Origin of the sequence: Streptomyces sp. NPDC056144, assembly GCF_042264145.1 — a bacterium.
Taxonomy (GTDB): Bacteria; Actinomycetota; Actinomycetes; order Streptomycetales; family Streptomycetaceae; genus Streptomyces.
The window spans coordinates 704,834-731,552 of record NZ_JBHJVF010000001.1 but is presented as its reverse complement, the minus strand read 5'-3'; the positions used below and the strand labels follow the sequence as shown (position 1 = coordinate 731,552).

The window sequence follows — 26,719 nt, the reverse complement described above, 5'->3', positions numbered from 1 at the left end:
TGATCAGCTGCTCACCGCCACGCCGAGGTCCGTGAGGACCTCGTCGGCCGCGCGGACGCCGGACTCGGCGCCGCCCTCCATGTAGCCCTGGGCCACCTCGGAGGTGTGCTCGCCCGCGAAGTGGGTGTTGCCCTGGCGGACGCCCTCGTAGCCGGCGTACTGGTGGGCGTAGCCGGGCGGCCAGGCCGAGTACGAGCCGTACGCGTTCGGGTTGAGCGGCCAGGCGGCGAGGGTGGCCTTGCCGGTCCAGTGGGCGGTGATGCCGGGGAAGACCGGTTCGAGCTGGGCGAGCGCCGCCTGCGCGTAGCCGGCGATCTGGGGGTCGGCGGCCGTGCGGAAGGGCGAGGACGGGGTGAAGCCGGCGGTGCGGCTGCCGCCGGCGTAGACGGTGAGGATGCCCTTGGTGCCGGTCTGCGCGCGGCTGGAGTCCCAGGAGGTCTGGTAGCCGGTGTCGGACATGGTGCTGCCGGTGGCGATGCCCCAGGGTCCGGAGCCGTTCCAGTGCCGGGTGTCGAACTGGAGGGAGAGCTTGCAGTTCTTGCCCATCCGGAGGGCCGCGATGCCGGCGCGCTTGCGGGCGTCGAAGCCGGAGGCGGAGAGGTCGAGGCGCTGGAGGACGCCGATCGGGAGGGCCAGGATCGTGTGGTCGGCGAGAACCGTCTGCGTACACCCGGCGGCGGTGAAGGTGAGGAGCTGTCTGCCGCCGGCGGCCGCGGCGACCGACTGGAGGCGCCAGCCGTGGCGGACGGTGCCGGCGGGGAGGGCGGCGGCGACGGCCTGCGGGATGCGGTGGTTGCCGCCGCGGACGCGGTAGCGGGTGTCGCTCTCGCCGAAGAGCGAGAAGCCGTTCGGCGTCGGCTGGTACGCGAGCATGCCGAGGATGCCGAGCGCGGAGGAGGCGTCGGTGTCGACGCCGAACTCCGTGGTGTACGCGACGTCGAGGAGCTGCCCGAAGGGCGAGGCGAGGCCGCCGGGGACGCGGGTGGCGATCCAGTCGCGGATCGTCATGTTCGACAGGGCGACGGCGCCGGGGCTGTTGGCGGCGTTCCAGGCGACCGGCCAGTTGAAGGTGGCGAGGTCCTGCTGGATGACCGGCTTCAGCTTCTTGAAGTCGGCGCTGGCCTGGGCGTACGTGTAGTAGGCGCCGTCGAAGCGGTAGACCTCGGTCGAGCCGGCCGGTTCGGCGGCGCGGATGTCGTCGAGGGGCAGGTTGAAGCGGGCGGCGAGGCTCTGCATGATCTGGTGGCCGGTGTCGATCATCTCGCCGCCCCACTCGGAGCTCTGGCCGTCGCCCCAGTAGGCGCCGGCCGGGTTCGAGTGGATGCGGCCGCCGACGCGGGTGTCGGCCTCGTAGACGGCGGAGGTGATGCCGTGGTCGGCGAGGCGGAGGGCGGCGGCCAGGCCGGCGATGCCGGCGCCGATGATCGCGACGACGGGGGCGGCCGTGTCCGCGCGGGCGGTGCCGGCCGCGCCGAGGGTGGAGGCGGCGGCCAGGCCGACGCCGGCGGCGAGCCCGCCGAGGACGCTGCGGCGGGAGAGGCCGTGGGTGCCGCCCTGCGTCTCGACATCGGTGTCGGTGGAGTGTTCGGCGACGATCCGGCGCAGCATGCGGGCCGGGGCGGTGCGTGCCATGTACGGCTCCTTCCAAGGGGGGCCGGTCCACCCTGGGTGGCGGGAGGACCGGGAACGGCGGTGACGGGATGTCACGGCCGAGGTCGGGAGGGCCTCGCGCGAGCGGCGGTGGGTCAGCCGAGGTAGCGCGCGGGGCGGCGGGCCGGCCAGCCGTCGAGGGTCTCCAGCTCGGCGGCGACCCGGACGAGGGCGGCCTCGTCCCAGGGGCCGGCGATCAGCTGGCTGCCGACGGGGAGGCCTTCGGCCGAGGTGAAGGTGGGGAGGCTGATGGCGGGCAGGCCGGTGATGTTGCAGATCGCGGTGAAGGAGATCATCCGCGTCTCGGTGGTGCGGGGGCCGCCCGGGTCGGCGTTGGCCTCCTTGAGCAGGGCGTCGACCGGCGGGGGCAGGCAGGCCATCGTGGGGGTCAGCAGGAGGTCGAACTCCCGGCCCCACTGCGCGCGGATCTCGCGGGACTCCTCGGCAAGGAGGTTCGCGGCGCGGGTGTACTCCCCCGAGTGCTTCCCGGCCGCCCGGTCCATGCGGAACCGCAGGTGCGGCTCGGCGAGTTCGGGCTGCTGGTAGGGCGCGGCCCAGAGGGCGGCGTCGAGGACGGTCTGCGCGTACCCGGTGATCGCCCTCTCGCTGAAGAAGCGGGGTGCGGCGGGGGCGACGTCGTGGCCCAGGGCGACGAGGAGGCGCGCGGTGTGCTCGGCGGCGGCGACGCACTGCGGGTCGACGGGGAGGCCCGTGGGCGCCTCCGTGAGCAGGCCGATCCGCAGGCGTCCGGCGTTCCGGCCGATCTCGTCGAGGTACGGCCGCTCGGGCGCGGGCGCCTGGTACATCGCGAGGCGGTCCGGTACGGCCATGGCGTCGAGCAGCGCGGCGGCGTCGCGGGTCGTCCGGGTGATCGCGCCCTCGACGGTCGCGTGTTCCCAGCCCGGCACCTGCTGCGGGACCCGGCCCCGGCTCGGCTTCAGGCCGACCAGGCCGCAGGACGAGGAGGGCATCCGGATCGAGCCTCCGCCGTCGTTGGCGTGCGCGACGGGCGCGAGTCCCGCGGCGACGGCGGCGGCGGCGCCGCCGCTGGAGCCGCCCGAGGAGTGCTCGGGGCTCCAGGGGTTCCGGGTGCTGCCGAAGCGGGTGTTGTCGGTGGTCGAAAGGAGCCCCATCTCCGGGGAGTTGGTCCGTCCCATGAGCAGGAACCCGGCGTCCAGCAGTCGTCCGACCACCGGTTCGGTGAGTTCACGGGGACGGTCGTCGACCCCGTACGACCCGTAGGTGGCCGGCTGGCCCTGGACCTGCGTCAACTCCTTCACGGGCACGGGGACTCCGTGGAACGGCGCGAGGGTCCGGCCGTCGACGACGTCCTGTTCGGCCCGGCGGGCGGCGGCGAGCACGGCCTCCTCGTCGACCCAGGTGAACGCGGCGAGCTCGGGGTTGTGCGCGTCGATCCGGCGCAGGTAGGTCTCGGCGATCTCGACAGGGCTGAGCTCACGACGGCGGACGGCCGCGGCGAGGTCGGTGGCTGAGGAGAAGGGGTCCATGGTGGTGCTCCTGGGCTGGGTGGGGTGGGGTGGGTCAGCTCACGGCGAGCAGGGCGTTCAGACGGTCGCGAAGGCCCTCCTCGTTGGGTTCGTCGAGGACGACGCGGCCCGCTTCCATCGCCACCACGTGGCGGCTGTGGTCGAGCAGGGCGCCCGCGTGCTGGTCGACCAGGAGGACGGCCGTGCCCGCCGCGGCGATGGTCCCGAGGGCTTCGAGGACGTCGGTGACCACCGAAGGCTGGAGGCCCTGGGTGAGTTCGTCGACGGCGATCAGGGTGCGGCCCGCCAGCATCGCGCGGGCGATGCCGAGTTGCTGCTTCTGGCCGCCCGAGAGCGTGCCCGCCTGCTGGCCCGCCCGGTCGGTGAGCAGGGGGAAGACGGCGTACGGATCGACGGCCGGCGTCACGTCCTTGCGCCGGGCGAGGCGGAGGTTCTCCGCGACGGTGAGGGCCGGGAAGACGCCTCGGTCCTCGGGCATGAGGGTGGCGCCCGCCCGGGCGAGGAGTTCGGGGCGCCCCGGAGGTACGGCGACGCCGTCGAGGGTGACGGTCCCGCCGTGCCGGTCGGCGAGGCCGAAGACCGTGCGGAGCAGGGTCGTCTTGCCCGCGCCGTTGCGGCCGATCAGGGCGGTGATCTCGCCGCCCCGTACGGTCAGTTCGGTCGGGTGGACGACGGGGGCCTGACCGTATCCCCCGGCGAGAGCGGTGAGTTCGAGCATCAGTGCGCTCCCAGGTAGGCGGCGCGGACGGCGGGGTCGGCGGCGACCTCGTCGAGCGAGCCGCGGGCGAGGACGGTTCCGCCGGCCAGGACCACGACCTCGTCGGCGAGTTCGCGGACGATGTCCATGTCGTGTTCGACGACGAGGAGGGCGCAGCCCGTGCGGCGGTTGAGCGCGCGGAGTTCGCGGGTGAGTCGGCGGGCGTCGTCGGGGCCGAGTCCGGCGGCGGGTTCGTCGAGGAGGAGCAGGCGGGGGTTGGCGGAGAGGACCATGGCCAGTTCCAGGCGGCGGCGGTCGGCGAGCGGGAGGGTTCCGGCGGGGCGCAGCTCGTCGGCGGCGAGGTCGGCGAACTCGGCCGGCGGGTCGACGGGTTCGGGTGCCTCGACGCGGGCGAGGCGGAGGTTGTCGGCCGGGGAGAGGTCGGCGACGACGCTGGGGATCTGGAACATGCGGCCGACGCCGAGGCCGACCCTGCGGTGGACGGGGAGTCCGGTCGCGTCGGTACCGAAGATCCGGAGGCTGCCGGCGTCGGGGGTGAGCTGTCCGGCGACGACGTTGAGGAAGGTGCTCTTCCCGGCGCCGTTGGGGCCGATGAGGCAGACGCACTTCCCGGACTCGACGGTGAGGTCCATGCCGGTGAGGACGTCGACGGGTCCGAAGGACTTGCGGACGCCGGTGACGGCGAGGGGCGGTGCGGCGGAGTCGGGTGCCTCCGCCGCCGGAGCCGTACGGGTGTGGGTTCGGCGCGCGGAGGCCGGGAGGCGCAGGTCGGGGCCGGGGCCGGCGAGCCACCGGCGCGGGGCGGCGGTGAGGCCGGCGGGGGCGAACTGGACGACGACGAGGAAGAGGGCGGCGAGGGCGAGGACGTACCAGCCCTGCCAGGTGGAGCCCAGGTACTGCTGTCCGGCGGTGACGGCGAGGGCGCCGAGGAAGGGGCCGACGGTGGACTCGCGTCCGCCGAGAGCGAGCCAGATCAGGACGGCGGTGGACAGGCCGAGACCGAAGACCTGCGGGGAGACGAGCCCGGCGACGGGGGCGTAGAGCGCTCCGGCGAGGGCGGCGACGGCGGCGCTCGCGGCGAAGGCGGCGGCGCGGACGCGGGTGCCGTCGATGCCGCTCTGGGCGGCGCGTTCGGGGTTGCGGGCGGCGGCGACGAGCCGGGTGCCGAAGCGGCCCCGGTGGAGGACGAGCGCGCAGACGGCGACGACCGCCGCGACGGCGCCGAGGGTGACGTAGTACGCGGTGACGACGTCGGGTCCGGAGACGGAGAGGCCGTTGGTGCCGCCGGTGACGGGGGTGAGGGTCGTGGCGGCGCGCTGGAGGAGCAGGCCGACGCCGATGGTGAGGAGGATGAGGGGCGCGTCGGGGACGGGCGCGGCGAGGCCGATGCGGACGACGGGCAGGGCGAGGAGGACGGCGGCGGCGACGGCTCCGGCGACCGTGACGGTCCGGGGGAGGTCGTGTTCCTGGGCGAGGGCGACGGCGTAGGCGCCGAGGCCGAAGAAGGCGGCGTGGCCGACGCTGAGGAGTCCGGCGCGGCCCCAGGAGAGGTCGAGGCCGTAGGCGAAGAGGCCGTGGCAGAGACCGAGGGTGAGGGTGGCGACGGCGAAGGCGTCGAGGCCGAAGGGGGCGGCGAGCAGGCCCACGGCGGCGAGGCCGGGGAGCGCGACGCGCAGGGTCCGGCGGAGGCGGTCGGCCGTGGGGGTGGTGACGGTGGCGGGTCCTGGGGCCGTGGCCGTCGCGGGGACGGTCACGAGCAGCCCTTCTTGGGGGTGTTGTCGGCGACCATCGGGTGCGTACGGGTCACCTTGTAGGAGCCGTCGGCGCCGATGGTGACCTCGCGCATGTCGGCCTGGAAGACGTGGTTGGTGGGCGAGAAGCGGGTGCCCTTGCCGAGGGGGCTGTCGAGGGTCAGGCCGCCGATGGCCTTGTTGACCGCCTCGGGGTCGCCGGAGCCCGCCTTCTCGGCGGCGGCGAGGAAGAACTTGACGCCGAAGTAGGCGTTTCCGGCCACCTCGGGGATGGGGGCCTTCCACTGGTGGGCGTCGCGGTAGCTCTTGGCGAAGGCGGTGCTCTCGGGGTCGTCGAGGCCGTCGCTCCAGCGGACGGTGTGGGTGCGGCCGGTGACGAGGTCGGAGAGGGCGGGGTAGAAGTCGGCGTCGAGGGGGGCTCCCTCGTAGCCGAGCTTCGGGGTGAGGAGGCCGAACTCCTTGGCCTGCTTGCTGAAGGTGACGGCGTCGGCGCCGACGACCATGGAGAGGACGGCGTCGGGCTCGGCGTTCTTGAGGCGGCTGATGACGGGCTGCCAGTCGGTCTGCCCGAGGGGGCTGAACTCCTTGGCGACGACCGTGCCGCCCTCCTTCTTCACGAGCTCCTCGGCGACCTCGGCGTAGAAGCGCGGGTAGTTGTAGTCGGAGCCGGCGAGGGCGATCTTCTTGCCGTACTTCCGGACGAGTCCGGGCACGGTCGGGACGAGCATCTGGCGGGTGGACTCGCCGAAGCCCCACTGGTAGGCGAAGCAGCGGTCGGTGTCGCCGAGGATGGCGGTGCCGAAGGGGACGTGGGCCTCGTCGGCGACCCGGCCGACGGCCTCGGCGGTGTCGCCGGTGATGGTGCCGAAGAGCATCGTCACCTTGTCCTGGCGGATGAGGCGGCGGGCGAGCTGGGTGGAGTTGGCGGGGTCGCCCGCGTCGTCGACGACGACGTACTCGACGGGCCTGCCGTGGACGCCGCCGTCGGCGTTGACCTTCTTGACGGCCAGTTCGAGGCCGTTGCGCAGGGCGGTGCCGACCTGGGAGACGGGGCCGGTGAGCGGGACGACCACGCCGATCTTCACGGGTCCGCTCGCGGCCGGGGCCGCGTCGTCGTCGAGGGCCGCGCCCTGACAGCCGGTGAGGGCGAGGGTGAGGGCGAGCGTGCCGGCCGCCGCGAGCGCGGTGGAGCGGGGGGTGAGCGTCATGCGGCGCTCACCGGCGCGGGAGTACGACGGAACCATGCGGAGAACCTTCCGATCCAGGGGCGCGAGCGCAGGGCGGCGATCGCGACGACGACGGCGTAGAAGACGGCTTCGGCGACGGTGTCGGAGAGCCACGTGCGCAGCAGGACCGACAGCGTGGCGATCAGCAGGGCGGCGCCGGCGGCGGTCGCCAGGGCACCGGGGCGGCTGAGCAGCAGGCCGAAGAAGACGGGGACGAGCAGGCCGAATCCCATGCTGGGGTTGACGGCGAGCACGGGGCTGTAGAGGGCTCCGGCGAGGATCGCGAGGAGTCCGCCGACGGTGAAGGCGGTGGCGCGCATGCGGCGCGGGTCGGTGCCGAGGAGCGCCGCCATGGACGGGTTGTCGGCGACGGCGCGGAGCCGGAGGCCCCAGTCGGTGCGGTGGGCGGCGAGGAGGACGAGGCCGATGACGGCGATCGCGGTCACCGCGCAGACCAGCCGGTAGACGGGGTAGGGCGTGCCGAGGATCGTGACGGTGCCCTCGACGGGTACGGCGACGGTGCGCGAGGTCCCGGTGAAGAGGAGTTCCGCGCCCTGCCGCAGGGCCATGCCGAGGCCCCAGGTGACGAGCATGGCGGCGAGGCCGTCGGTGCCGATGCGGCGCAGCAGCAGCCGCTCGACGAGGAGGAGGAGCGGCACGCCGGCGACGAGGGCGAGCAGGGTGCGCAGGCCGAAGGGGAGGGTGGTCGCGGTGGCGGCGACGTACGCGCCGACCATGGCCAGGTCTCCCTGGGCGAGGTTGACGACCCGGGTGGCCGCGAAGATCACCGCGATGCCGACGGTGAGCAGCCCGAAGAGGCCGAACTGGCCAAGGATGGCCAGAAGTACATCCATCTGTTACCGCCTGTGTGCTTCAGGTACAGCGAGGACTCTGCGAGCATCTGGCAATCCCGTGGTGGGCACTGGTCCGGCAGCGCAGAGTTCTGTGCCCGCAGTGCGCGGACCGGACGGCGCGAAGGATGCGTCCGGGGCGCACGGGGATCGGGAGGGAGTACGACCATGCCGGTGGAGCGACGGGACGACGGCAACCTCGTCTTCGGCTACCTCGACACCGCGGCGGACCGCGCGGGGGCCTTCGACACGGTGCTCGTACGGGCACCGGCGGGTGACTCGGGGTACGCGGCGGACATGCGGTCGAGCCGCTTCGGCGCGCTGAACGGCTGTGACATCAGCGGGGAGCAGGAGATCCGGGTGATGCCCCGGCCCTCCCCCGCCGCGCGGAAGCCGGGCCACCTCCTGGGGCTTCTGGTGTCGGGGCGGGGTGAGCTGGAGCAGGACGGGCGGCGGGCGGAGCTCGCGCCGGGCGACTTCGTGCTCTACACCGGGGCACGCCCGTTCCGTCTGGAACTGGGCACCTCGCACCGGTACTTCGTGCTGTCCCTGGACGAGGGGACGGCGGGGCGGGTGGCGACGGCTACGGGCGCGGTGACGGCCAACGCGGATCTTCCGCGCTCGCCGAGCGGCCGGGTGCTGTCGGCGGTGGTCGGCGAACTGGCGGAGCGGGCCCACGGTTTCGGTCCGCTGGCGCGCCGGGAGATGGGCGAGCACGTCTCGGCGATCCTGGGGACGCTGCTGCGCGAGGCGGGCGGCGGGGCCGTCTCCGCCGCGCGGGGCTCCGCGGATGCCGTCGACCGGGTCCTCGCCTACATCGACGACCACCTCGCGGAGGACCTGTCGCCGGGGACGATCGCGGCGGCGCACCACATCTCGGTCCGTCACCTCCACGCGATGTTCCGGGAGTCGGGCGTGACGGTGAGTGATCACGTACGGCGCAGGCGGCTGGAGCGGATCCGCCGCGACCTCGTCGACCCGGCGCTCGCCCACCTCCCCGCGTACGTCCTCGCGGCCCGCCGGGGCCTCGGCGAGGCGAGCCACTTCAGCCGGGTGTTCCGCGCGGAGTTCGGGCTGTCGCCGCGGGCGGTACGGGAGCGGGCGCGGGCCGGGGCGTAGGGCCTCGGGCACAGGGGCCCCGGGCGCAGGGGCCTCGGGCACAGGGGCGTCGGGCGCAGGGCGTCCTCTACGATGCCGACGATCATCAGCGCCGCCGCTCGGGGCACCTCCGGGGGCGGCACCACGTTCCGGGGGGAATCAGTGGACCAGTACAACGTGCCCGTGGGGCCGGCCGCCGTGCGCGGGCCGCGCTATCGCTTCCGCAACCCCGCGGGGCCGGCGTTCGTCGTCCAGAGCCTGTTCGCTACGCAGGCGATCACCGACGTGTACGTGATGGCCACCGGCGGCAGCCGGTCCCCGTGGAGCACGGACTTCGGCGCCGAGGCCGGGGCTCTCCAGATCGCGTGCTGGGTCGCGTTCCTGTTCTGGTTCTACCGCGTGCGCTGCAACGCCGAGGTGCTCGCCCCGGGGAGCCACAAGTACTCCCCGGCGTTCGCCCTCGGCGCCTGGGTCGTCCCGCTCGCGATGTGGTGGCTGCCGCGCCGGATCACCCTCGACATCCGCCGCGCCGGCGGTCCGCCGGTCGACGTCTGGCTGATCAACGCCTGGTGGGCCGTCTGGCTCCTCGACGGACCGGTCTCGGTGCTCGTCCACTACCTGGTGCTCCGGCACTACGACTACGGCAGCCCGATGGACCTGGTGCTCAGCGTGGTGGACGTGGTCCTGGCGATCGCGGTCGTCCGCCGAGTGACCGCCGACCAGCCGGCGGGTCCGCTGCCGTACTTCAACATGACCTAGGGCCTGTCCGACCCTGATCCGCCGGACAGGCCCTGGAGGGGTGGTCCCACCCCTCCTCGCTCAGCTGTCGAAGCCGAGGCCGAGGCTGTCCAGGGTCCTCAGCCAGAGGTTGCGGCGGCCCCGGTCGTGGTCCGCGCGGGTCATCGACCACTGGGTGATGCCGATGCCGACCGAGCGGACCGGCTCGGGCGGGAACGGGAGGGGCTTGCGGCGGACCAGTTCGAGCTGGGTGCGTTCGGTGCGGGCGCCGTCGAGGAGGTCGAGCATGACCTCCGCGCCGAAGCGGGTCGCGCCGACGCCGAGGCCGGTGAATCCGGCGGCGTAGGCGACCTTGCCGCGGTGGCTCGTGTCGAAGAAGACGCAGAAGCGGGTGCTCATGTCGATGGCACCGCCCCAGGTGTGGCTGAAGCGCACCCCTTCGAGCTGCGGGAACGTCGTGAAGAAGTGCTTCGCCAGGGTCGCGAAGGTCTCGGGCCGCTGGTCGTGCTCGGCGCGCACCTTGCCGTTGTAGTGGTAGATCGCGTCGTAGCCGCCCCACAGGATCCGGTTGTCGGCGGAGAGCCGGACGTAGTGGAAGTGGTTGTTCATGTCCGCGAAGCCCTGGCGGTTCTTCCACCCGACCGCGGCGAGCTGCTCCTCGGTGAGCGGCTCCGTCATCAGCGCGTAGTCGTAGATCGGGATGGTGTACGGGCGGTGGCGGCGCAGCAGCGAGGGGTACGCGTTGGTGGCGAGGGCCACCTTGCGGGCGGCGACGCTGCCGTACGGGGTGCGGACGGTGACGGTGTGCCCGCGCTCGTCGAGGGAGAGCGCCGGGGTGTTCTCGTGGAGGCGGACGCCGAGCGCGAGGCAGGCCGCGCGCAGGCCCCAGGCGAGGCGGGCCGGGTTGACCATGGCGACGTCGTGCTTGTTCCACAGGCCGGCGAGGAAGGTCGGGGAGTCGATCTCCGCCCGTACGGCCTCGGCGTCGAGGTACGTGGAGGAGCCGCCGTAGCGCGCGACGGTCTCTTCCTCCTCCTTGAGCCACTCGACCTGGTGGGGCTCGGTGGCGACGGCGAGGGAGCCGGTGCGCTCCCAGTCGCAGTCGATGCCGTGGCGGACGAGGGTGTCCTCCATGGCCTGGAGGTTCTCCCGGCCGAGGCGCTCCAGGAGGCCCATCTCCTCGGGCCAGCGGGTGACGCCGTTCTGGAGGCCGTGGGTGAGGCTGGCCTCGACGAAGCCGCCGTTGCGTCCGGAGGCGGCGCCGCCGGCCTCCTGCGCCTCGACGAGGACCACGTCGAGGGAGGGGTTGCGCTCCTTCGCGACGAGCGCGGTCCACAGGCCGGTGTACCCGCCGCCGACGACGAGAAGGTCGCACGAGGTCGCCCCGACGAGGGCGGGGGCGGCGTGCGGCTTCTCGGGACTGTCGAGCCAGAACGGGGTCGGTTCGGCGTCCCGGAGCGAGGCGAGGGGATCCATGACGGCGTGCTCCTTGGAGGGGTCGCGGAGGCGAGGTACGAGCCTCCGAAGTACCGCCATGACACCGTCCGGCCAGATCAAGGTCAATGGTGTTGACATAAGAGCGGCCGGGTCCGCCCGCGCGATCCCGGACGTGCGCCCGGGCAACCCGGGGCGTGCGGCCGACGTCCTATCCCTTACGGTGACGCACTGCGCCTTCAGCCCCCACCCCAGCGAACAGGACATCCCATGAGCGACAAGGCCCGCATACTCTTCGACGCGCTCGACCTCGATCACGACGGCAGCCTCACGCGCACCGAGGTGATCAGCGCGCTGCGGTCCAAGGGTCCGACGCTCGCCGCGCAGGGCGTCATCCCCATGTGGGGCGTCGGGGACGTCGACGACTCGGCGGCGCTGTTCGACGCCTGCGACCAGAACGGCGACAAACTCCTCTCGTTCGAGGAGTTCGCCGCCGTGGTGAACCGCCGTTTCGGCTGGTGACGTCCGGCGCGGGCCGCGCCGGACGGTCCGTCAGTTCTCGATGCTGATCTCGCGCTTGAGGATCTTGCCCGTCGGGCCCTTGGGCAGTCCCTCCACCAGCTGGACGATCCGCGGGTACTTGTAGGGCGCCACGCGCTCCTTCACGAACGCGCGCAGTTCGTCGGCGGTCGCCTCCGCGCCCGGGCGCAGGGTGACGACGGCCGCGATCTCCTCGCCGTGCACCTCGTGCGGGACGCCGACGACGGCGGCCTCGGCGACGGCCGGGTGCTCGTAGAAGACCTCTTCTATCTCGCGCGGGTAGACGTTGTAGCCGCCGCGGATCACGAGGTCCTTCTTGCGGTCCACGATGAAGTAGAACCCGTCCTCGTCGCGCCGCGCGAGGTCGCCCGTACGGAACCAGCCGTCGACGAAGGCGGCGGCGTCGGCCTCGGGGCGGTTCCAGTAGCCGGGCGTCACGTTGGGGCCCTGGACGGCGATCTCGCCGACGTCGCCCTCGGGGACGTCCTTGCCCTCGTCGTCGAGGAGCCGGACCCGGACGCCGTCGATCGGGGTGCCGATCGAGCCGGGCTTGCGGGGGCCTTCGAGCGCGCCGAAGGTGACGACCGGGGAGGTCTCCGAGAGGCCGTAGCCCTCGACCACCACGCAGCCGAAGGCGTTCTCGAAGCGGTGCAGCACCTCCACGGGCATCGCCGAACCGCCCGTCACGCTCAGGCGCGGGCCGCCGTCCGTGAGCCCGGTCGAGCCGGCCGCCTCGGCGGCGGCGAGCAGGCCGAGGAACATCGTCGGCACGCCCTCCATCACCGTGACCTTGTCGCGGGAGAGGATCTCCAGCGCCTTCGCCGCGTCGAAGCGCGGCAGCAGGGTCACCCGGGCGCCGGTGAGGACGGCCGCGTTCAGCCCGCAGGTCTGGCCGAAGACGTGGAAGAACGGCAGACCGCCGAAGACGGTGTCGGTCGAGGTCATGCCGAGGACGCGGGCCACGGTGTCCGTGTTGGAGCCGAGGTTTCCGTGGGTGAGCCGGGCGCCCTTCGGGCGTCCGGTCGTGCCCGAGGTGTAGAGCAGGACGGCGAGGTCGTCCGCGCTCCGCTCCACGACCTGGTGGCGCGGGTCGACGGCGGCGAGCACCTGGCCGAAGGCCGGGTCGGTGACGTCGACGCAGTCGATGCCCAGCTCGGCAGCGGCCGGGCCGGCCTCGGCCAGGGCCGCGCCCCAGGCGAGGATCAGGCGGGCCTGGCAGTCCCCGGCCCCGTACGCGATCTCGCCGGACTTGAGCAGCGGGTTCATCGGCACGGCGACGGCGCCGGTCCGCAGGACGCCGTAGTAGGCGACGGCGAAGTGCGGGATGTTCGGCAGCATGATCGCGACACGGTCCCCGGCCCCGACCCCCCGCTCGGCCAGCCAGCCGGCGACGCGGGCGCTGCGCTCGTCGAGCGACCGGTAGTCGAGCGCCAGGTCGTCCAGCTGGATCGCCACGCTGTCCGGCCGTGCCGCCGCCGTACGCGCGAGGTTGAGGGCCAGGTTGGTCATCGTCGACCTCTTTCCGGGACAAGGATGTTCGCGAAGAGCCGGAACTGGAATGGTGCCTCTTCCGCGACCCTCGCGTCGATGCGATCCAGATCACTTCCACCCAGCTCAGGGGCCAGGTTACCGGCCGGTTCTGTCACCCGCTTGCCGGTCCCCCGGTTGCGGCTAGGGTCGAAGGAGAGGCCATACGAGAGGAGGCCTTCCATGACTACGAACCGGACATTGCGGAGCGCCGTCGCCCTCGCCGGAGCCGCGGCTCTGGCGCTCGGGGCGGCGGCGCAGATCGGGGCGGCCACGCCGGGGGCGGGGAGCGCGGCACAGGGCGAGGTACGGATCGGGCTGCTCCTGCCGGAGAGCAAGACGACGCGGTACGAGAAGTTCGACCGGCCCTACATCGAGGCCAAGATCAAGGAGCTGGCGCCCGGCGCCACCATCGACTACTACAACGCCGCCGAGAGCGCGACGACCCAGCAGCAGCAGGTGAACACGGCGCTCGCGAAGGGCGACAAGGTCCTCATCCTGGACGCCGTGGACGCCAAGTCGATCCAGTCCTCCGTGCAGAAGGCCCATGACGCGGGCGTGAAGGTCGTCGCGTACGACCGGCTGGCGCAGGGGCCGGTCGACTCGTACGTCTCCTACGACAACCGCAAGGTGGGCGAGCTCCAGGGCAAGGCGCTCCTCGACGCGCTCGGCGACAAGGCCGGGGACGGCGAGATCGTGATGCACAACGGCTCCCCGACCGACCCGAACGCGGCCGAGTTCAAGGCGGGCGCGCACTCCGTCCTCGACGGCAAGGTGAAGATCGGCAAGGAGTACGACACGCCGAACTGGGACCCGAACAACGCCAACCAGCAGATGTCCGGGGCCATCAGCGCCCTCGGCAAGGACCGGATCGTCGGCGTCTACTCGGCCAACGACGGCCTCGCCGCCGGCATCGCGACCGCGCTCAAGGCCGCCGGTCTGAACGTGCCGCTGACCGGCCAGGACGCCCAGCTCGACGCGATCCAGCGGATCCTCGTCGGCACGCAGACGATCACGGTCGAGAAGCCGTACAAGCCGGAGGCCGACATCGCCGCGACGATGGCGGTGGACCTCGCCGAGGGCAAGGAGCTCCCGGCCTCGCTCACCCCCACCACGGTCACCAGCGGCAGCGGCCAGAAGGTCCCGGCCAACCTGCTGACGCCGGTCGTGGTCGACAAGACCAACATCAAGGACACGGTCGTCAAGGACGGGCTGTACACGGTCGAGGAGATCTGCACGCCGACCTACGCGGCCGCGTGCGAGGAGGCCGGACTCCGCTGACCGGGGCCCGTGCCCTTAAGCAGGAGGAGGCGGTTCCCTTGCCGGAGCCACCCGTGCTCACTCTGCGGGGGATCTCCAAGCGGTTCGGCGCGGTCCAGGCCCTGAAGGGGTTCGACCTGGAGGTCCGCTCCGGCGAGGTCGTCGCGCTGGTCGGCGACAACGGCGCCGGGAAGTCCACCGCCGTCAAGGCGATCGCCGGGGTGAACCCGCCCGACGAGGGGGTGATCGAGTGGGAGGGCCGTCCGGTGGCCGTCAACCGGCCGCACGACGCCCAGAACCTCGGCATCGCGACCGTCTACCAGGACCTCGCGCTCTGCGACAACCTCGACGTCGTCGCCAACCTGTTCCTCGGCCGCGAGCTGCGCCGCTTCGGCGTGCTCGACGAGGTCCGCATGGACCAGCGCGCCCGCGAGCTCCTCGACACGCTGTCCATCCGCATCCCGAGCGTCCGCATCCCCGTCGCCTCGCTCTCCGGCGGACAGCGCCAGACGGTCGCGATCGCCCGCTCGCTGATCGGCGCGCCGAAGGTCGTGATCCTCGACGAGCCGACGGCGGCCCTGGGCGTCGAGCAGACCGCCGAGGTGCTCGACCTCGTGGAGCGGCTCCGGGACCAGGGGCTCGGGACCATCCTCATCAGTCACAACATGGTCGACGTGATGGCGGTCGCGGACCGGATCGCCGTCATGCGGCTCGGCCGGAACAACGGCGTCTTCGACAAACGGTCCACGACCACCGAGGAGATCATCTCCGCGATCACCGGGGCCACGGACAGCGCGGTCACCCGCCGCCAGGCCCGTAAGCGCGGGGAGGAGGCGGAAGGGTCATGAACGGCGACGCGCGCCGTGGACGCGGCCGTCGGCTCTCCGACGACTCCGTCACCCAGGAACCGGCGAAGGGCGCGGTCCCCGCCGTCGACTCCCGGCTCCTCGTCCGCGAGGAGGGCGTCAAGGGGTACGCCGACGAGTTCCGGCGCAAGCTGCGCAGCGGCGAGCTGGGCTCACTGCCCGTCGTCCTCGCCCTGATCATCATCTGGACGGTCTTCGGCAGCCTCGACAGCGCCTTCCTCTCCGCCCAGAACCTCTCCGACCTCAGCCAGCAGATCGTCGGCACCGGCATGATCGCCGTCGGGATCGTCTTCGTCCTGCTGCTCGGCGAGATCGACCTGTCCGTCGGCTCGGTGAGCGGCCTGTGCGCCGCGATCTTCGCCGTGCTGAACGTGCTCAACGGCATGAACGAGTGGCTCGCGCTGCTCGTCGCCGTCGCCGGCGGCGCGGTCGTCGGGCTGATCCACGGGTTCTTCTTCGCCGTGGTCGGCGTGCCCGCCTTCGTCGTCACGCTCGCCGGCAACCTCGCCTGGAACGGGCTGATGCTCCAGGTCCTCGGCACGAGCGGCACGGTCAACATCCCCGCCGAGAGCGTCGTCTCGCGGCTCTACTCGACGATCTACCACAGCCCCGCCGCCGCGTACGTGACGGCCGCCGTCGGCGTCGGGCTCTTCCTCGCGGCCTCGCTGCTGGACGCGCGACGCCGCAGGGCGGCCCGTGTCCCGTCCCGCCCGGTGGCCGAGATCGTGCTGCGTACGGCCGTGATCGCCGCGATCGCCTTCGTGGCGGCGTACATCCTCAACCGGTACCAGGGGCTTCCGCTCGCCCTCCTGGTCTTCCTGGTCCTGCTCGTCGTCCTGGACTTCGTGCTGCGCCGCACGACGTACGGCCGCCGGATCTTCGCGGTCGGCGGGAACATCGAGGGCGCGCGCAGGGCGGGCATCAGCGTGCCGTTCGTCCGGATCACCGTCTTCTCGATCGCCGGGACCATGGCGGCGGTCGGCGGCCTCTTCCTCGCCGGCCAGATCCAGTCGGCGAGCCAGACCTCGGGCGGCGGCAACCTGCTGATGAACGTCATCGCGGCGGCGGTCATCGGCGGCACGAGCCTGTTCGGCGGGCGCGGCACGGTCTGGTCGGCGCTGCTCGGCGCGCTGGTCATCGGCTCCATCCAGTCCGGCATGAACATCATGGGAGTGAGCAACGCCGTCCAGTTCATGATCACGGGTTCGGTGCTCCTCGCCGCCGTGGTCGTCGACTCGCTGTCCCGACGCAGCCAGAAGGCGGCGGGACGGGCCTGATCCAAGGGAGGCTGGTCGCCCATGGGAGCCGATCGAGAGGACACCGGCGGCGGTGCGGAACGCCGAGACGGCCGGGACGAGACCGAGGACGAGCGGGCGGACCGGCGCTGGCAGGAGGTCATCCAGGAGATCCGCGTCGCGCAGACCGGTGTGCAGATCCTGCTCGGCTTCCTCCTCACGGTCGTCTTCACCCCGCACTTCCAGGGGCTCGACCAGTCCGACAAGACCATCTACATCGTCACCGTCGTCCTCGGCTCCCTGGCGACGGGCGCGCTCATCGGCCCGGTCGCCTTCCACCGGATCGTGTCGGGGCGCCAGGTCAAACCGCAGGCCGTGGTCTGGGCCTCCCGTCTGACCTTCACCGGTCTCCTGCTCCTCCTCGCGACCCTCACCTCCGCGCTCCTGCTCGTGCTGCGCGTGGCCACGGACGACTCGTACGTGCCGTGGCTGGTCGCCGGGGTCTTCGCCTGGTACGTGCTCTGCTGGTTCGCGCTGCCGCTGTGGGTGCGGCTCCGGTACACCAGCGGCAAGTGAGCTCACAGCGGGGACACGGGCGCTGTGTGACCGGCGTTACGGACCATGATCCGATCGGTTGACACGGGCGTAACGGCCCTTCCGTACGGTCATGACTCGATCGGTTCCACGGAGAGGCGCCCCGGTGACCCCACACGACACACAGGTCCGGTCCGTCTGCTCGTACTGCGGTGTCGGCTGCGGCCTGCTCCTCGACGTCGGGATGGGCGCCGACGGCCGGCGTACGGTCCTCCGGGCGACCGGCGACAAGGACCACCCGGCCAACCGGGGCCGTCTGTGCACCAAGGGCGCCACCACCGCCGACATGCTCGCCGCGCCGGGGCGGCTGACCACCGCGCTCGTCCGCGAAAGCCGGGCCGACGGCGCCGGTCGCGCCGCGGAGCCCGTACCGACGAGCGTGGAGCGCGCCGTCGCCGAGACCGGGCGCCGGCTCCGGGCGATCGTCGACGAGCACGGCCCCGACGCCTTCGCGCTGTACGTCTCCGGCCAGATGAGCCTGGAGGCGCAGTACCTGGCCAACAAGCTCGCCAAGGGATTCGTCGGCACCAACCAGATCGAGTCGAACTCCCGGCTGTGCATGGCGAGCGCCGGAACCGGCTACAAGCTGTCCCTCGGCGCCGACGGCCCGCCCGGCTCGTACGACGACCTCGACCACGCGGACGTCTTCCTCGTCATCGGCTCCAACATGGCCGACTGCCACCCCATCCTCTTCCTCCGGATGATGGACCGGGTCAAGGCCGGGGCGAAGCTCGTCGTCGTCGATCCGCGGCGGACCGCGACCGCCGAGAAGGCCGACCTGTTCCTCCAGGTGCGGCCGGGCACGGACCTCGCGCTCCTCAACGGACTCCTGCACCTGCTGCACGAGAACGGGCACACCGATCCCGCGTTCGTCGCCGCGCACACGGAAGGCTGGGAGGCGATGGTGCCGTTCCTCGCCGACTACCCGCCCGCGACGGTCGCCGCGCTCACCGGGATACCGGAGGGCGACCTGCGGACGGCGGCCGAGTGGATCGGTACGGCGAAGGAGTGGACCAGCTGCTGGACCATGGGCCTCAACCAGTCCACGCACGGCACCTGGAACACCAACGCCCTGATCAACCTGCACCTGGCCACCGGCGCGATCTGCCGCCCCGGCTCGGGCCCCTTCTCGCTCACCGGCCAGCCGAACGCCATGGGCGGACGCGAGATGGGGTACATGGGCCCCGGCCTCCCCGGGCAGCGGTCGGTCCTCGTCGCCGAGGACCGGGCGTTCACCGAGGAGCTGTGGGGGCTCCCGGCCGGCACGATCCGCGAGGACGGCTCGGGAACCGGCACGGTCGACCTCTTCCGGCGCATGGCGGACGGCGCGATCAAGGCCTGCTGGATCATCTGCACCAACCCGGTCGCGTCGGTCGCCAACCGGTCCACGGTGGTGGCCGCGCTGCGGGCCGCCGAACTCGTCGTCACCCAGGACGCGTTCGCCGAGACGGAGACCAACGCGTACGCCGACGTCGTCCTCCCGGCGGCCCTGTGGACCGAGACCGAAGGCGTCCTGGTCAACAGCGAGCGCGGCCTCACACTCGCCCGCCCGGCCGCCGACCCGCCCGGCGAGGCGCTCGCCGACTGGCGGATCATCGCGGGCGTGGCCCGGGCGATGGGGTACGGGGAGGCGTTCGCGTACGAGAGCGCCGAGGAGGTCTTCGAGGAGATCCGACGCGCCCGGAACCCCAAGACGGGGTACGACCTGAGCGGAGTGACGTACGAGCGGCTGCGCGAGACGCCCGTCCAGTGGCCGGCGGCGAGCGACGGACCGGCGCGGAACCCGGTCCGGTACGTCCCCGGGGACGCCCCCGGCCCCGTCTTCCCGACGCCGAGCGGGCGGGCGGTCTTCCACGCGCGCCCGCACATCGACGCGGCGGAGATGCCCGACGACGACCACCCCTTCGTCCTCAACACCGGCCGCCTCCAGCACCAGTGGCACACCCTGACGAAGACGGGGAAGGTCGCGAAGCTCAACAAGCTGAACCCGGCACCCTTCGTGGAGGTGCACCCCGAGGACGCGCGGGGACTCGGCATCGCGGAAGGGGACGCGGTCGAGGTCGTGTCACGCCGGGGGAAGGTGGTCCTTCCGGCGGTGGTGACGGACCGGGTGCGGCCGGGGAACTGCTTCGCGCCGTTCCACTGGAACGACCTGTTCGGCGAGGACCTGTGCGTGAACGCGGTGACGAACGACGCGGTGGATCCGCTGTCGTTCCAGCCGGAACTGAAGGTGTGCGCGGTGGCGCTGAGGCGGGTGGCGGTCCCCACGGCCGTCCGGCCGGGCCCGGACCGGGCCCCCTCCGTCCTCGGGGCCGTCGAGACCCCCGGGCCGCTCGGGGCCTTCGGGCTCGCCCCGGCCCCTCCTCCGGTGCTGAGCGCGGAGGAACGGCAGTACCTGGTGGGCTTCCTGGCGGGGCTTGAGCAGGGGGCGCCGGGGGTGCCGGTGCTTCCGCAGGGGGCGCCGTTCCGCGAGGAGCACGCGCGCTGGGTGAACGGGGTGCTCGCGGGGATGTACTCCCGTGCGCCCGAGGCCGCGCCGTTGCCGCTGCCGATGTCGGTGCCGGTGCCGGTGCCGGTGCCGGTGCCGGTGCCGGTGCCGGTGCCGGTGCCGGTGCCGGTGCCGGTGCCGGTGCCGGTGCCGGTGCCGGTCGGGGACGGCCGAGAGGTCGTGGTCCTCTGGGCCTCGCAGACGGGGAACGCGGAGGAGTTCGCGGCGACGGCGGCGGAACGGCTCCAGGCGGCGGGCCACCGGCCGGCGCTGACGGGCATGGACGCGACGGACCTGACGGCCCTCTCCCCCACGGCCGACCTCCTCCTCATCACGAGCACCTTCGGCGACGGGGACGCCCCCGACAACGGCGCCGGGTTCTGGGACCGGCTCGCCGCGCCGGACTCGCCGCGCCTGGACGGGCGGCGGTACGCGGTCCTGGCGTTCGGGGACTCCTCCTACGGCGACTTCTGCGGGCACGGACGGCGCCTGGACGACCGGCTGGGCGAGCTCGGAGGCGTACGCCTGGCACCGCGCACGGACTGCGAGCCGGACTTCGAGCCGTCGGCGCTGGCGTGGCTTGACCAGGTGCTCGCGGGCCTCGGCGACGGCGGGGCGCCCGCGCCCGCCCCCGCCCTCGACCCCGTGAAGCCGAAGCGCCGGCCCGGTCCGGTGACCACCCCTGCCCGTCTGGTCGGCAACCGGCTCCTGAGCCTGCCGGGGGCGGGCAAGGAGGTGCGGCGGTTCACGTTCGACACGAGCGAGGGCGGGGGTGCGCCGCTGGGGTACGAGGCGGGCGACGCGCTCGGCGTGCAGCCGGTCAACTGCCCGGACCTGGTGGCGGAATGGCTGGCGGTGACGGGCCTGCCGGCGGACGCCCCGGTGGAGCTCCCCACCCTCTCCGCGCCGATCGCCTTCGGCGAGGCGCTCCACCGCCACCTGGACATCACCCGCGCCACGGGCGCCTTCCTCACGTTCGTCACGGAGCGGACCGGCGACCGGACGCTGAAGCGGCTGCTCCGCCCCGACAACAAGGACGGCCTCGCGCAGTGGACCTGGGGCCGCCAGGCGGTCGACGTGCTCGCCGAACACCCGGTCCGGGCGGGCGCGCAGGAGTGGGCGGAGGTCCTGGCCCGCCTCAAGCCCCGCCTGTACTCGATCTCGTCGAGCCCCCTCACCGACCCCCACCGGATATCCCTCACGGTCTCCGTCATCCGGTACGAGAACCTCCACGGCCGCGCGCGGAAGGGCGTCTGCTCCCCGTTCCTCGCGGACGCGGAACAGGGCGCGGAGGTCCCGGTCTTCGTCCAGCGCACGCCGAACTTCCGTCCCCCTTGCGACAGTTCGACGCCCCTGATCATGGTCGGCCCGGGTACGGGCGTGGCCCCCTTCGTCGGCTTCCTGGAGGAACGCCGGGCGCTCGGCCACCGCGCCCCGAACTGGCTCTTCTTCGGCGAGCAGCACCGGGCGACGGACTTCTACTACGAGGACGACCTGACCGCCCTCCTGGCTGACGGCACCCTCACCCGCCTCGACACGGCCTTCTCCCGCGACCAGCGGGCCAAGGTCTACGTCCAGGACCGCATGCGCGAACACGGCCCCCAATTCTGGTCCTGGCTCCAGTCCGGTGCCCACGTCGCCGTCTGCGGCGACGCGACCCGCATGGCGAAGGACGTCGACCACGCCCTCCGCGACATCGCGATCACCCACGGCGGCCACGACGAGGCCTCGGCGGCGGTGTACCTGAAACAACTGGCGGCCGACCGGCGGTACGTGCGGGACGTGTACTGAGCGCCGTCGCGCTCAGCGGGGCATGCGGCGCCCCAGATCCCGCGCCCGCTCACGCAGGCCCGCGGACCAGGCTCCGCCTTCGGCGGGGGCGGCCATCCCCGTACCGGCCAAGACCTGGACGTCGTGGAGCGGCCCTCCGGGGGCCCGTTCGTGGCTCGACCAGTCCACGGTGACCCCGGCACGCTCGGCGAGGACGAGCATGACGGCGACGAACCCTTCGGACAGGGCAAGCCGGACGGCGTGGGTCGTTCTCCGGTGCTCGGCCAGGAGGGCGTTGACGAAGACGCCGAGCGCGACGGGGTCGATCTGGCACTCGTCGTTCTCCATCGGCGCGACGCCCGAGGTGATCCCCAGCTCGGCCTCGAATACGGCCACTTGGTGCCGGAACATGCGGGACGCTCCGTTCGCCGGGTTCCACAGCGTCTCTTCGCCGATGTCGTAGTACTGGCTCATCGCAGGCCCCTCACGTCCGTCCCTGGTGGAGCGGACCAAGGTAGTCAGCCGGGTCGACGGCGTCGTGGGGATTTCCTCGTGCCTCGGGACGCCGGTGCTCGCACGGAGGGTTGTCAGCCGTGGGGTGGCGGCCTATTGTCGCCCACGCAGAAAGCGCTTTCCAGGAGGTGTGAGGACGACACAGACGACCTGATCCCGCCCTGTGGCGGGAAGCGAGGAAGGCAACCCATGAGACGACTTCAGGCAGGGCTCGCCGCCATGGCGCTCGCCGCCGCGGCCGGGGCCGTGGTCGTGGCGCCCGAGGCGTCCGCCGCGATCGGCGGGCCCACCGGGTACGCGACGCAGAACGGCGGCGCCACCGGCGGCGCCGGTGGGCAGACCGTGCGGGCCACCACGGGGACGGCGATCCACGCCGCGCTCTGCGCGCGGGCCAGCAGCAGCACCCCGATCGTCATCGAGGTCGAGGGGACGATCAACCACGCCAACACCACCGCGGTGTCGGGCCCGAGCTGCAACACCGCCGCCGGGGTCATCGAGCTCAAGCAGATCAGCAACGTCACGCTCGTCGGCGTCGGCGCCGGGGCCGTCTTCGACCAGCTCGGCATCCACATCCGCCAGTCGAGCAACATCGTCATCCAGAACGTGACCGTCCGGAACGTCAAGAAGTCCGGCTCCCCCACCTCCAACGGCGGCGACGCCATCGGCATGGAGACCGACGTGCGGAACGTCTGGGTCGACCACGTCACCCTGGAGGCCTCGGGCGGGGAGTCCGAAGGCTACGACGGGCTCTTCGACATGAAGGACAACACCCAGTACGTCACCCTGTCCTACAGCGTGCTGCGCAACTCCGGGCGCGGCGGGCTCGTCGGATCGAGCGAGACGGAGCTGTCGAACAGCTTCCTCACCTACCACCACAACCTCTACGAGAACCTCGACTCCCGCGTCCCCCTGCTGCGCGGCGGCACCGCCCACATCTACGACAACCACTACTCCGGCATCAACGAGTCCGGCATCAACTCCCGCGCCGGCGGCCGCGCCAAGGTCGAGAACAACTACTTCCAGAACTCCAAGGACGTCCTCGGCACCTTCTACACCGACACCACCGGCTACTGGCAGGTCGGCGGGAACGTCTTCGACAACGTGACCTGGTCGAGCCCCACCACCGACTACCGCCCCGCCGGGCCGAACCCGCAGTCCAACACGACGATCTCCGTCCCGTACGCGTACACCCTGGACCCGGCGAGCTGCGTCCCCGACGTCGTGAGCCGAACGGCCGGAGCGGGCAAGGGACTTCAGGTGTCGGACGGTTCCTGCACGCCGACGACGCCGAGCCCGACTCCCACGGCCACCACCCCGGCGCCGACCGCCACGCCGACCACCCCGGCGCCGACCACCTCCGCGCCCACCGGCACCAACCTCAGCATCGGCGCCGGTTCCGACGGCTCCGGCAAGGCCGACGGGACCAGCTACGGCAACGTCCGGGACGGTGACCTCGCCACCTACTGGTCGCCCGCCGGGGCCACCGGGTCCGTCTCCGTCAAGTGGGGTTCCCCGACCGCGATTTCGAAGGTCGTCATCAGGGAGCCGAGCGGCGCCACCGGCCGGATCGGCACCTGGCGGCTCCTGAACGCCGACACCGGAGCCGTACTCACCTCCGGTACCGGCGCGGGGACCCTCTCCTTCGCCTCGACCACCCTGAGCAAGGTCACCTTCGAGATCACCGGCTCGTCGGCCACCCCGCGGGTCGCCGAGTTCGAGACGTACGCCGGATAACGCCGGACAGCGCCGGACAACGGCGGCGCACGTCTCGTTCGCTCAGCCGCCGGCCAGCAGCTTCCGCAGGTCGGCGGTGAGGCGTTCGTACTCCTCGGGGCGGTTGTAGATCTGCCCGGAGATCCGGATCCCGCCGCCGGTCGGCCAGTTCCAGATGAGGACGCGGTGGCCGAGCCGCGCGGCGATCTCCTCCCGCAGCTCCGCCGCCTCCGTCTTCGTCCGGGCCAGACCGCCCGGCAGCCGCAGCGAGCGGATCGCGAGACCCTCGCTGTACGGGAGCGGCGTCGCGCCCGGGATGCCGTCGAGCAGCAACTCCGTACCGTAGGCGACGAGTCCGGCGTTGTGGGCCCGGACGTCGGCCGCTCCGAGGTGTTCGATCAGGTCGAGGCCCTCGGGCGCGGCGAGCCAGCCGGTGTAGTCGACGGTGGCCCGGAACTCGACCGAGCGGGGGTAGCCCCGTTCGTCCTCCCAGGACGGCACGGGCGGGGCGACGCGCGCCCGGTACGCGGGGGCCACCGAGAGGATCGCGGTGCCGGCGGGGGCGTACGCCCACTTGTGGAGGTTGCCGAACCAGAAGTCCGGTTCGCCGGCGAGGGGGTCGGCGAGCATGCCGGGCGCGTGGGCGCCGTCGATGACGGTGGCGATCCCGCGCTCGCGGAGCTCGGCGAGGAGCCGGGGCGTGGTGAGGATCCGCGCGGTGGGCGAGCTGATGTGGTCGATGAGGACCGCTCGGGTGCGGGGCGTGACGGCGCCGAGCACCGCCTCGCGTACCGCGTCCTCGTCGGGCAGGCCGAGGCCGAGTTCGACGGTGACCGTCCGGGCTCGGCGCTCGGCGGCCGCGACGACCGTTCCGTAGCCGTGGTCGGTGACGAGGACCTCGTCGTCGGATTCGAGGCGCAGGGCGTCGAGGGCGAGGTTGGCGGCCTCGGTGGCGTTGGCGACGAAGGCGAGGCCTTCGGCGTCGGCGCCCAGGTGGGCGGCGACGCGCTCCCGGGCGGCCGCGATGCGGTCGGGTACGCCGATGAAGAAGGCGTCGGGGTCGGCCGTGACCTCCTCCGCGAGCCGCCGCTGGACCTCGGCGACCGGCAGGGGGACGGCGCCGAAGGAGCCGTGGTTGAGGTGGGCGACCGCCGGGGTGAGGCCGAAGAGCTCGGCCCCGCCGGGGAACGCGGCCGGGGTGCGGCCCTCTCGGGAGGCGGCTGTCGTGCTCATCGGACCTCGATCGTGACAGTGCGGCCGGGGGCCACGCGCGTACGGACGACAGTGTAGGTCGCGCCGTCGATCACCTCGGTCCTGGCCCCCTTCGCGGCCGCGCCGTCGACGGTGACGGCCGCGTGCGCTCCGGGGAAGCGGGCTTCCCAGGTGTACGGGGCGGTGCCAGAGGTGTGGGTGAGGGTCGAGCGGCGGTCCGTGTCGTGGCGGAGGGCGAAGACGGAGTCGCCGATCCGCAGGTCCTCGATGCTCAGCCAGTCCATGCCGGAGGGGAGGCGCGACTGGGTGGCGAGCTTGCGGGCGGGGGCGTTCGGGGTGACGCCCATGAGGCCCTGGACGGTCTGGCCGACGAGGGTGAAGGAGACCTCGGGGTAGTCGCCGTTGGTGCCCTGGCGGGCGTTGACGTGCTGGACGTCCTTCTGGGCGTAGATGTGCCGCATCCACTTCCACGCGGTGTCGGCGCGGTTGTTGGTGAGGAAGGTGTCGGGGAGGTAGGTGAGGGCCTCGATGTTGTCGGGGCGGCCGTCGCCCTCGGCCTGCTGGTCGATGTAGTCGAGGTAGGCCTCGCGCCGCTCGCCGGGGGCGACGATCTGCTTCATCGGCATGAACCAGCTGTTCTCCTTGCCCCAGCCGGTGAGGGCGCGCCCGTCGGTGGTGTAGCCGCGGACCATGTCGGCTCCGGTGCCGGTGCCGCTCCAGGTGGTGTTGAAGTACGTCTTGAGGTCGCGGGCCCGGTTCGCGAAGCGGGCGGCGAGGGCGTGCTCGCCCTTGGCCCGGGCGAGGGAGGCCATGGCGCGGTAGGCCTGGTACTGGGAGCCGATGGCGTCGCCGGCCTCGGCCAGCGGGTCGTTGCTGGTCTCGTTGTAGCTGGCCACGCCCTGGAAGATGCCCTTGCCGGTGCCTTCGGCGACGTTCACGCCCGGCCCGTTGTCCTTCTGTCCGTCGTGGAGGGTGACGAACTCCTCGGTGGCGTGGCGGTAGAAGGCCCAGAGGGCGGGGTCGTCGAGGTAGGCGGGGTCGCCGCTCCAGCGGTACGCCTCCTCGGCCTTCTGGACCAGCTCGAAGGGGGCGGGGACCTCGCGGACGAAGAGGTCCCGGTCGCGGTAGTCGATGGAGAGGTAGGTCCGGTTGTCGAAGTTGAGGGCCCACACCGGGTAGTAGGCGTGTTCGTCGGTCGCGGAGGCGGCGAAGGCGCGGAGCATCTCCTTGTTCTCGGCGTGGAGGCCGAGGACTCCGGCGCCGGACAGCTGGTGGGCCATGTCGCGGGAGTAGTAGGCGCTGCGGTTGGCGTAGCCGGCCCAGTAGGAGGGTCCGTAGACGGCGTTGCCGATGCCGCCGGTCTGGCGTTCGTCGGCGTTGAGGGGGCCGCGGGTGCCGGGGAGGTGGACCCAGCTGTTGGCCTTGGTCTTGGCCCAGTCGAACATCGCGACGATCTCGGGGTCGCTGGAGGTGACGCGGGGGTCGGCGGGGCTCGCCGGGGAGATCATCACGTCGTCGACGTTGACCCAGCCCTGGCCCGACTCGAAGGCGATCTCCAGGCGGTCGCCGGGGGCGAGGGCGATCCGGCCGAGGGTGTGGCGGCGGTAGTTGGCGGCGGCGGGCAGGGTCCGTTCGGCGACGGTGGTGCCGTCGACGCGCAGGACGTACCGGGCGCCGGGTCCGCCGGTGGCGATCCAGGCGGAGACGAGGTAGTCGCCGCGACCGGTGGCGGTCACGGTCTGGGAGACCTTCAGGCCGCTGCCGGCGTCGAGGTAGGCCTGCCGGTTCCCGGCGTGCGGGTAGTTGGTCCCGACGCCCGTTCCGGAGGTGAACTCCCAGCCGGAGACGCCGTGCTCGAAGCCGGGGTTGGCGACGGACAGGGGCGCGTCGGCGGGGCCCTGGGCGGGCGCGCTCGCCGCCGCCGGGGTCCCGGTCGCGGCGAGCGGGGCCAGCGAGGCGAGCAGGGCGACGGCGGACAGCAGCGACAGGCGGGTGCGCGACATGCGGGGTCTCTCCCGGGTCTGGGC

At 72.7% G+C, this 26,719-nt stretch carries 20 protein-coding genes; 9 read left to right on the top strand and 11 right to left on the bottom strand.

From position 1 onward, the window contains the following. Window positions 1-3 precede the first annotated feature (3 nt). The 6 genes from ACFC0Z_RS03150 to ACFC0Z_RS03125 all read right to left on the bottom strand — a co-directional run bounded on the left by ACFC0Z_RS03150 (window position 4) and on the right by ACFC0Z_RS03125 (window position 7,707). Window positions 4-1,632: a flavin monoamine oxidase family protein gene (locus tag ACFC0Z_RS03150; RefSeq protein WP_376432146.1), complete on the bottom strand. Its 1,629-nt coding sequence runs from the start codon at window positions 1,630-1,632 to the stop codon at window positions 4-6. A gap of 113 nt (window positions 1,633-1,745) precedes the next feature. Beyond that, on the bottom strand, window positions 1,746-3,158 hold the full coding sequence (locus ACFC0Z_RS03145; protein WP_376432144.1) for an amidase: 1,413 nt from the start codon (window positions 3,156-3,158) through the stop codon (window positions 1,746-1,748). A 34-nt stretch (window positions 3,159-3,192) separates the two neighbouring features. Then, complete coding sequence (locus ACFC0Z_RS03140) at window positions 3,193-3,876, bottom strand: ABC transporter ATP-binding protein (protein WP_376432142.1); 684 nt, start codon at window positions 3,874-3,876, stop codon at window positions 3,193-3,195. Further along, a complete protein-coding gene (locus tag ACFC0Z_RS03135; protein WP_376432140.1) occupies window positions 3,876-5,630 on the bottom strand; it encodes an ATP-binding cassette domain-containing protein in 1,755 nt (584 codons plus the stop codon). The genes ACFC0Z_RS03140 and ACFC0Z_RS03135 overlap by 1 nt, the downstream gene beginning before the upstream one ends. Beyond that, window positions 5,627-6,835 carry a substrate-binding protein gene (locus tag ACFC0Z_RS03130; RefSeq protein ID WP_376432138.1) on the bottom strand — a complete coding sequence of 403 codons (1,209 nt, stop codon included), beginning with the start codon at window positions 6,833-6,835 and terminating at the stop codon, window positions 5,627-5,629. The genes ACFC0Z_RS03135 and ACFC0Z_RS03130 overlap by 4 nt, the downstream gene beginning before the upstream one ends. After that, window positions 6,832-7,707, bottom strand: coding sequence for a branched-chain amino acid ABC transporter permease (locus ACFC0Z_RS03125; RefSeq protein WP_376432136.1), 876 nt, complete (start codon window positions 7,705-7,707; stop codon window positions 6,832-6,834). Before ACFC0Z_RS03125 ends, ACFC0Z_RS03130 begins: the two co-directional genes overlap by 4 nt. Window positions 7,708-7,872: 165 nt before the next feature. Here ACFC0Z_RS03125 and ACFC0Z_RS03120 point away from each other — a divergent pair, with 165 nt between their 5' ends. Together ACFC0Z_RS03120 and ACFC0Z_RS03115 are read left to right on the top strand one after the other, a co-directional pair. Next, window positions 7,873-8,823: a helix-turn-helix domain-containing protein gene (locus ACFC0Z_RS03120; protein WP_376432134.1), complete on the top strand. Its 951-nt coding sequence runs from the start codon at window positions 7,873-7,875 to the stop codon at window positions 8,821-8,823. Window positions 8,824-8,895: 72 nt separating this feature from the next. After that, window positions 8,896-9,561: a DUF4328 domain-containing protein gene (locus ACFC0Z_RS03115; RefSeq protein WP_376432132.1), complete on the top strand. Its 666-nt coding sequence runs from the start codon at window positions 8,896-8,898 to the stop codon at window positions 9,559-9,561. A 60-nt stretch (window positions 9,562-9,621) separates the two neighbouring features. Here the strand turns inward: ACFC0Z_RS03115 and ACFC0Z_RS03110 are convergent, their stop codons facing one another. Beyond that, window positions 9,622-11,016, bottom strand: coding sequence for an NAD(P)/FAD-dependent oxidoreductase (locus ACFC0Z_RS03110; RefSeq protein WP_376432130.1), 1,395 nt, complete (start codon window positions 11,014-11,016; stop codon window positions 9,622-9,624). 228 nt (window positions 11,017-11,244) lie between these two features. Here ACFC0Z_RS03110 and ACFC0Z_RS03105 point away from each other — a divergent pair, with 228 nt between their 5' ends. Further along, the gene (locus ACFC0Z_RS03105; RefSeq protein WP_376432128.1) at window positions 11,245-11,496 is read left to right on the top strand and encodes an EF-hand domain-containing protein; all 252 of its coding nucleotides are present in this window, start codon (window positions 11,245-11,247) and stop codon (window positions 11,494-11,496) included. A 30-nt stretch (window positions 11,497-11,526) separates the two neighbouring features. Here the strand turns inward: ACFC0Z_RS03105 and ACFC0Z_RS03100 are convergent, their stop codons facing one another. Beyond that, complete coding sequence (locus tag ACFC0Z_RS03100; RefSeq protein ID WP_376432126.1) at window positions 11,527-13,023, bottom strand: long-chain fatty acid--CoA ligase; 1,497 nt, start codon at window positions 13,021-13,023, stop codon at window positions 11,527-11,529. A 201-nt stretch (window positions 13,024-13,224) separates the two neighbouring features. Here ACFC0Z_RS03100 and ACFC0Z_RS03095 point away from each other — a divergent pair, with 201 nt between their 5' ends. The 5 genes from ACFC0Z_RS03095 (at window position 13,225) to ACFC0Z_RS03075 (ending at window position 21,275) form a co-directional block, all read left to right on the top strand. Beyond that, window positions 13,225-14,322, top strand: coding sequence for a sugar ABC transporter substrate-binding protein (locus ACFC0Z_RS03095; RefSeq protein ID WP_376432124.1), 1,098 nt, complete (start codon window positions 13,225-13,227; stop codon window positions 14,320-14,322). A 38-nt stretch (window positions 14,323-14,360) separates the two neighbouring features. Beyond that, window positions 14,361-15,149: an ATP-binding cassette domain-containing protein gene (locus ACFC0Z_RS03090; RefSeq protein ID WP_376432123.1), complete on the top strand. Its 789-nt coding sequence runs from the start codon at window positions 14,361-14,363 to the stop codon at window positions 15,147-15,149. After that, entirely contained in the window at window positions 15,146-16,444 is a 1,299-nt protein-coding gene (locus tag ACFC0Z_RS03085; RefSeq protein ID WP_376432121.1) for a sugar ABC transporter permease, read from the top strand. Before ACFC0Z_RS03090 ends, ACFC0Z_RS03085 begins: the two co-directional genes overlap by 4 nt. A 21-nt stretch (window positions 16,445-16,465) precedes the next feature. After that, on the top strand, window positions 16,466-16,978 hold the full coding sequence (locus ACFC0Z_RS03080; protein WP_376432119.1) for a DUF6328 family protein: 513 nt from the start codon (window positions 16,466-16,468) through the stop codon (window positions 16,976-16,978). A 91-nt stretch (window positions 16,979-17,069) separates the two neighbouring features. Further along, the gene (locus tag ACFC0Z_RS03075) at window positions 17,070-21,275 is read left to right on the top strand and encodes a molybdopterin-dependent oxidoreductase (protein ID WP_376432117.1); all 4,206 of its coding nucleotides are present in this window, start codon (window positions 17,070-17,072) and stop codon (window positions 21,273-21,275) included. Window positions 21,276-21,287: 12 nt separating this feature from the next. Here the strand turns inward: ACFC0Z_RS03075 and ACFC0Z_RS03070 are convergent, their stop codons facing one another. Continuing rightward, complete coding sequence (locus ACFC0Z_RS03070; protein ID WP_376432116.1) at window positions 21,288-21,728, bottom strand: DUF6086 family protein; 441 nt, start codon at window positions 21,726-21,728, stop codon at window positions 21,288-21,290. 228 nt (window positions 21,729-21,956) lie between these two features. Between ACFC0Z_RS03070 and ACFC0Z_RS03065 the strand changes: the two genes are divergently transcribed. Further along, on the top strand, window positions 21,957-23,501 hold the full coding sequence (locus tag ACFC0Z_RS03065) for a polysaccharide lyase family 1 protein (RefSeq protein ID WP_376432114.1): 1,545 nt from the start codon (window positions 21,957-21,959) through the stop codon (window positions 23,499-23,501). Between the two features lie 42 nt (window positions 23,502-23,543). Here ACFC0Z_RS03065 and ACFC0Z_RS03060 read toward each other — a convergent pair whose 3' ends face one another. Then, on the bottom strand, window positions 23,544-24,713 hold the full coding sequence (locus ACFC0Z_RS03060; RefSeq protein WP_376432112.1) for an aminotransferase class V-fold PLP-dependent enzyme: 1,170 nt from the start codon (window positions 24,711-24,713) through the stop codon (window positions 23,544-23,546). Then, window positions 24,710-26,695 (bottom strand): hypothetical protein, encoded by a 1,986-nt coding sequence (locus ACFC0Z_RS03055; protein ID WP_376432110.1) that lies wholly within the window; start codon window positions 26,693-26,695, stop codon window positions 24,710-24,712. The genes ACFC0Z_RS03060 and ACFC0Z_RS03055 overlap by 4 nt, the downstream gene beginning before the upstream one ends. Window positions 26,696-26,719 lie beyond the last annotated feature (24 nt).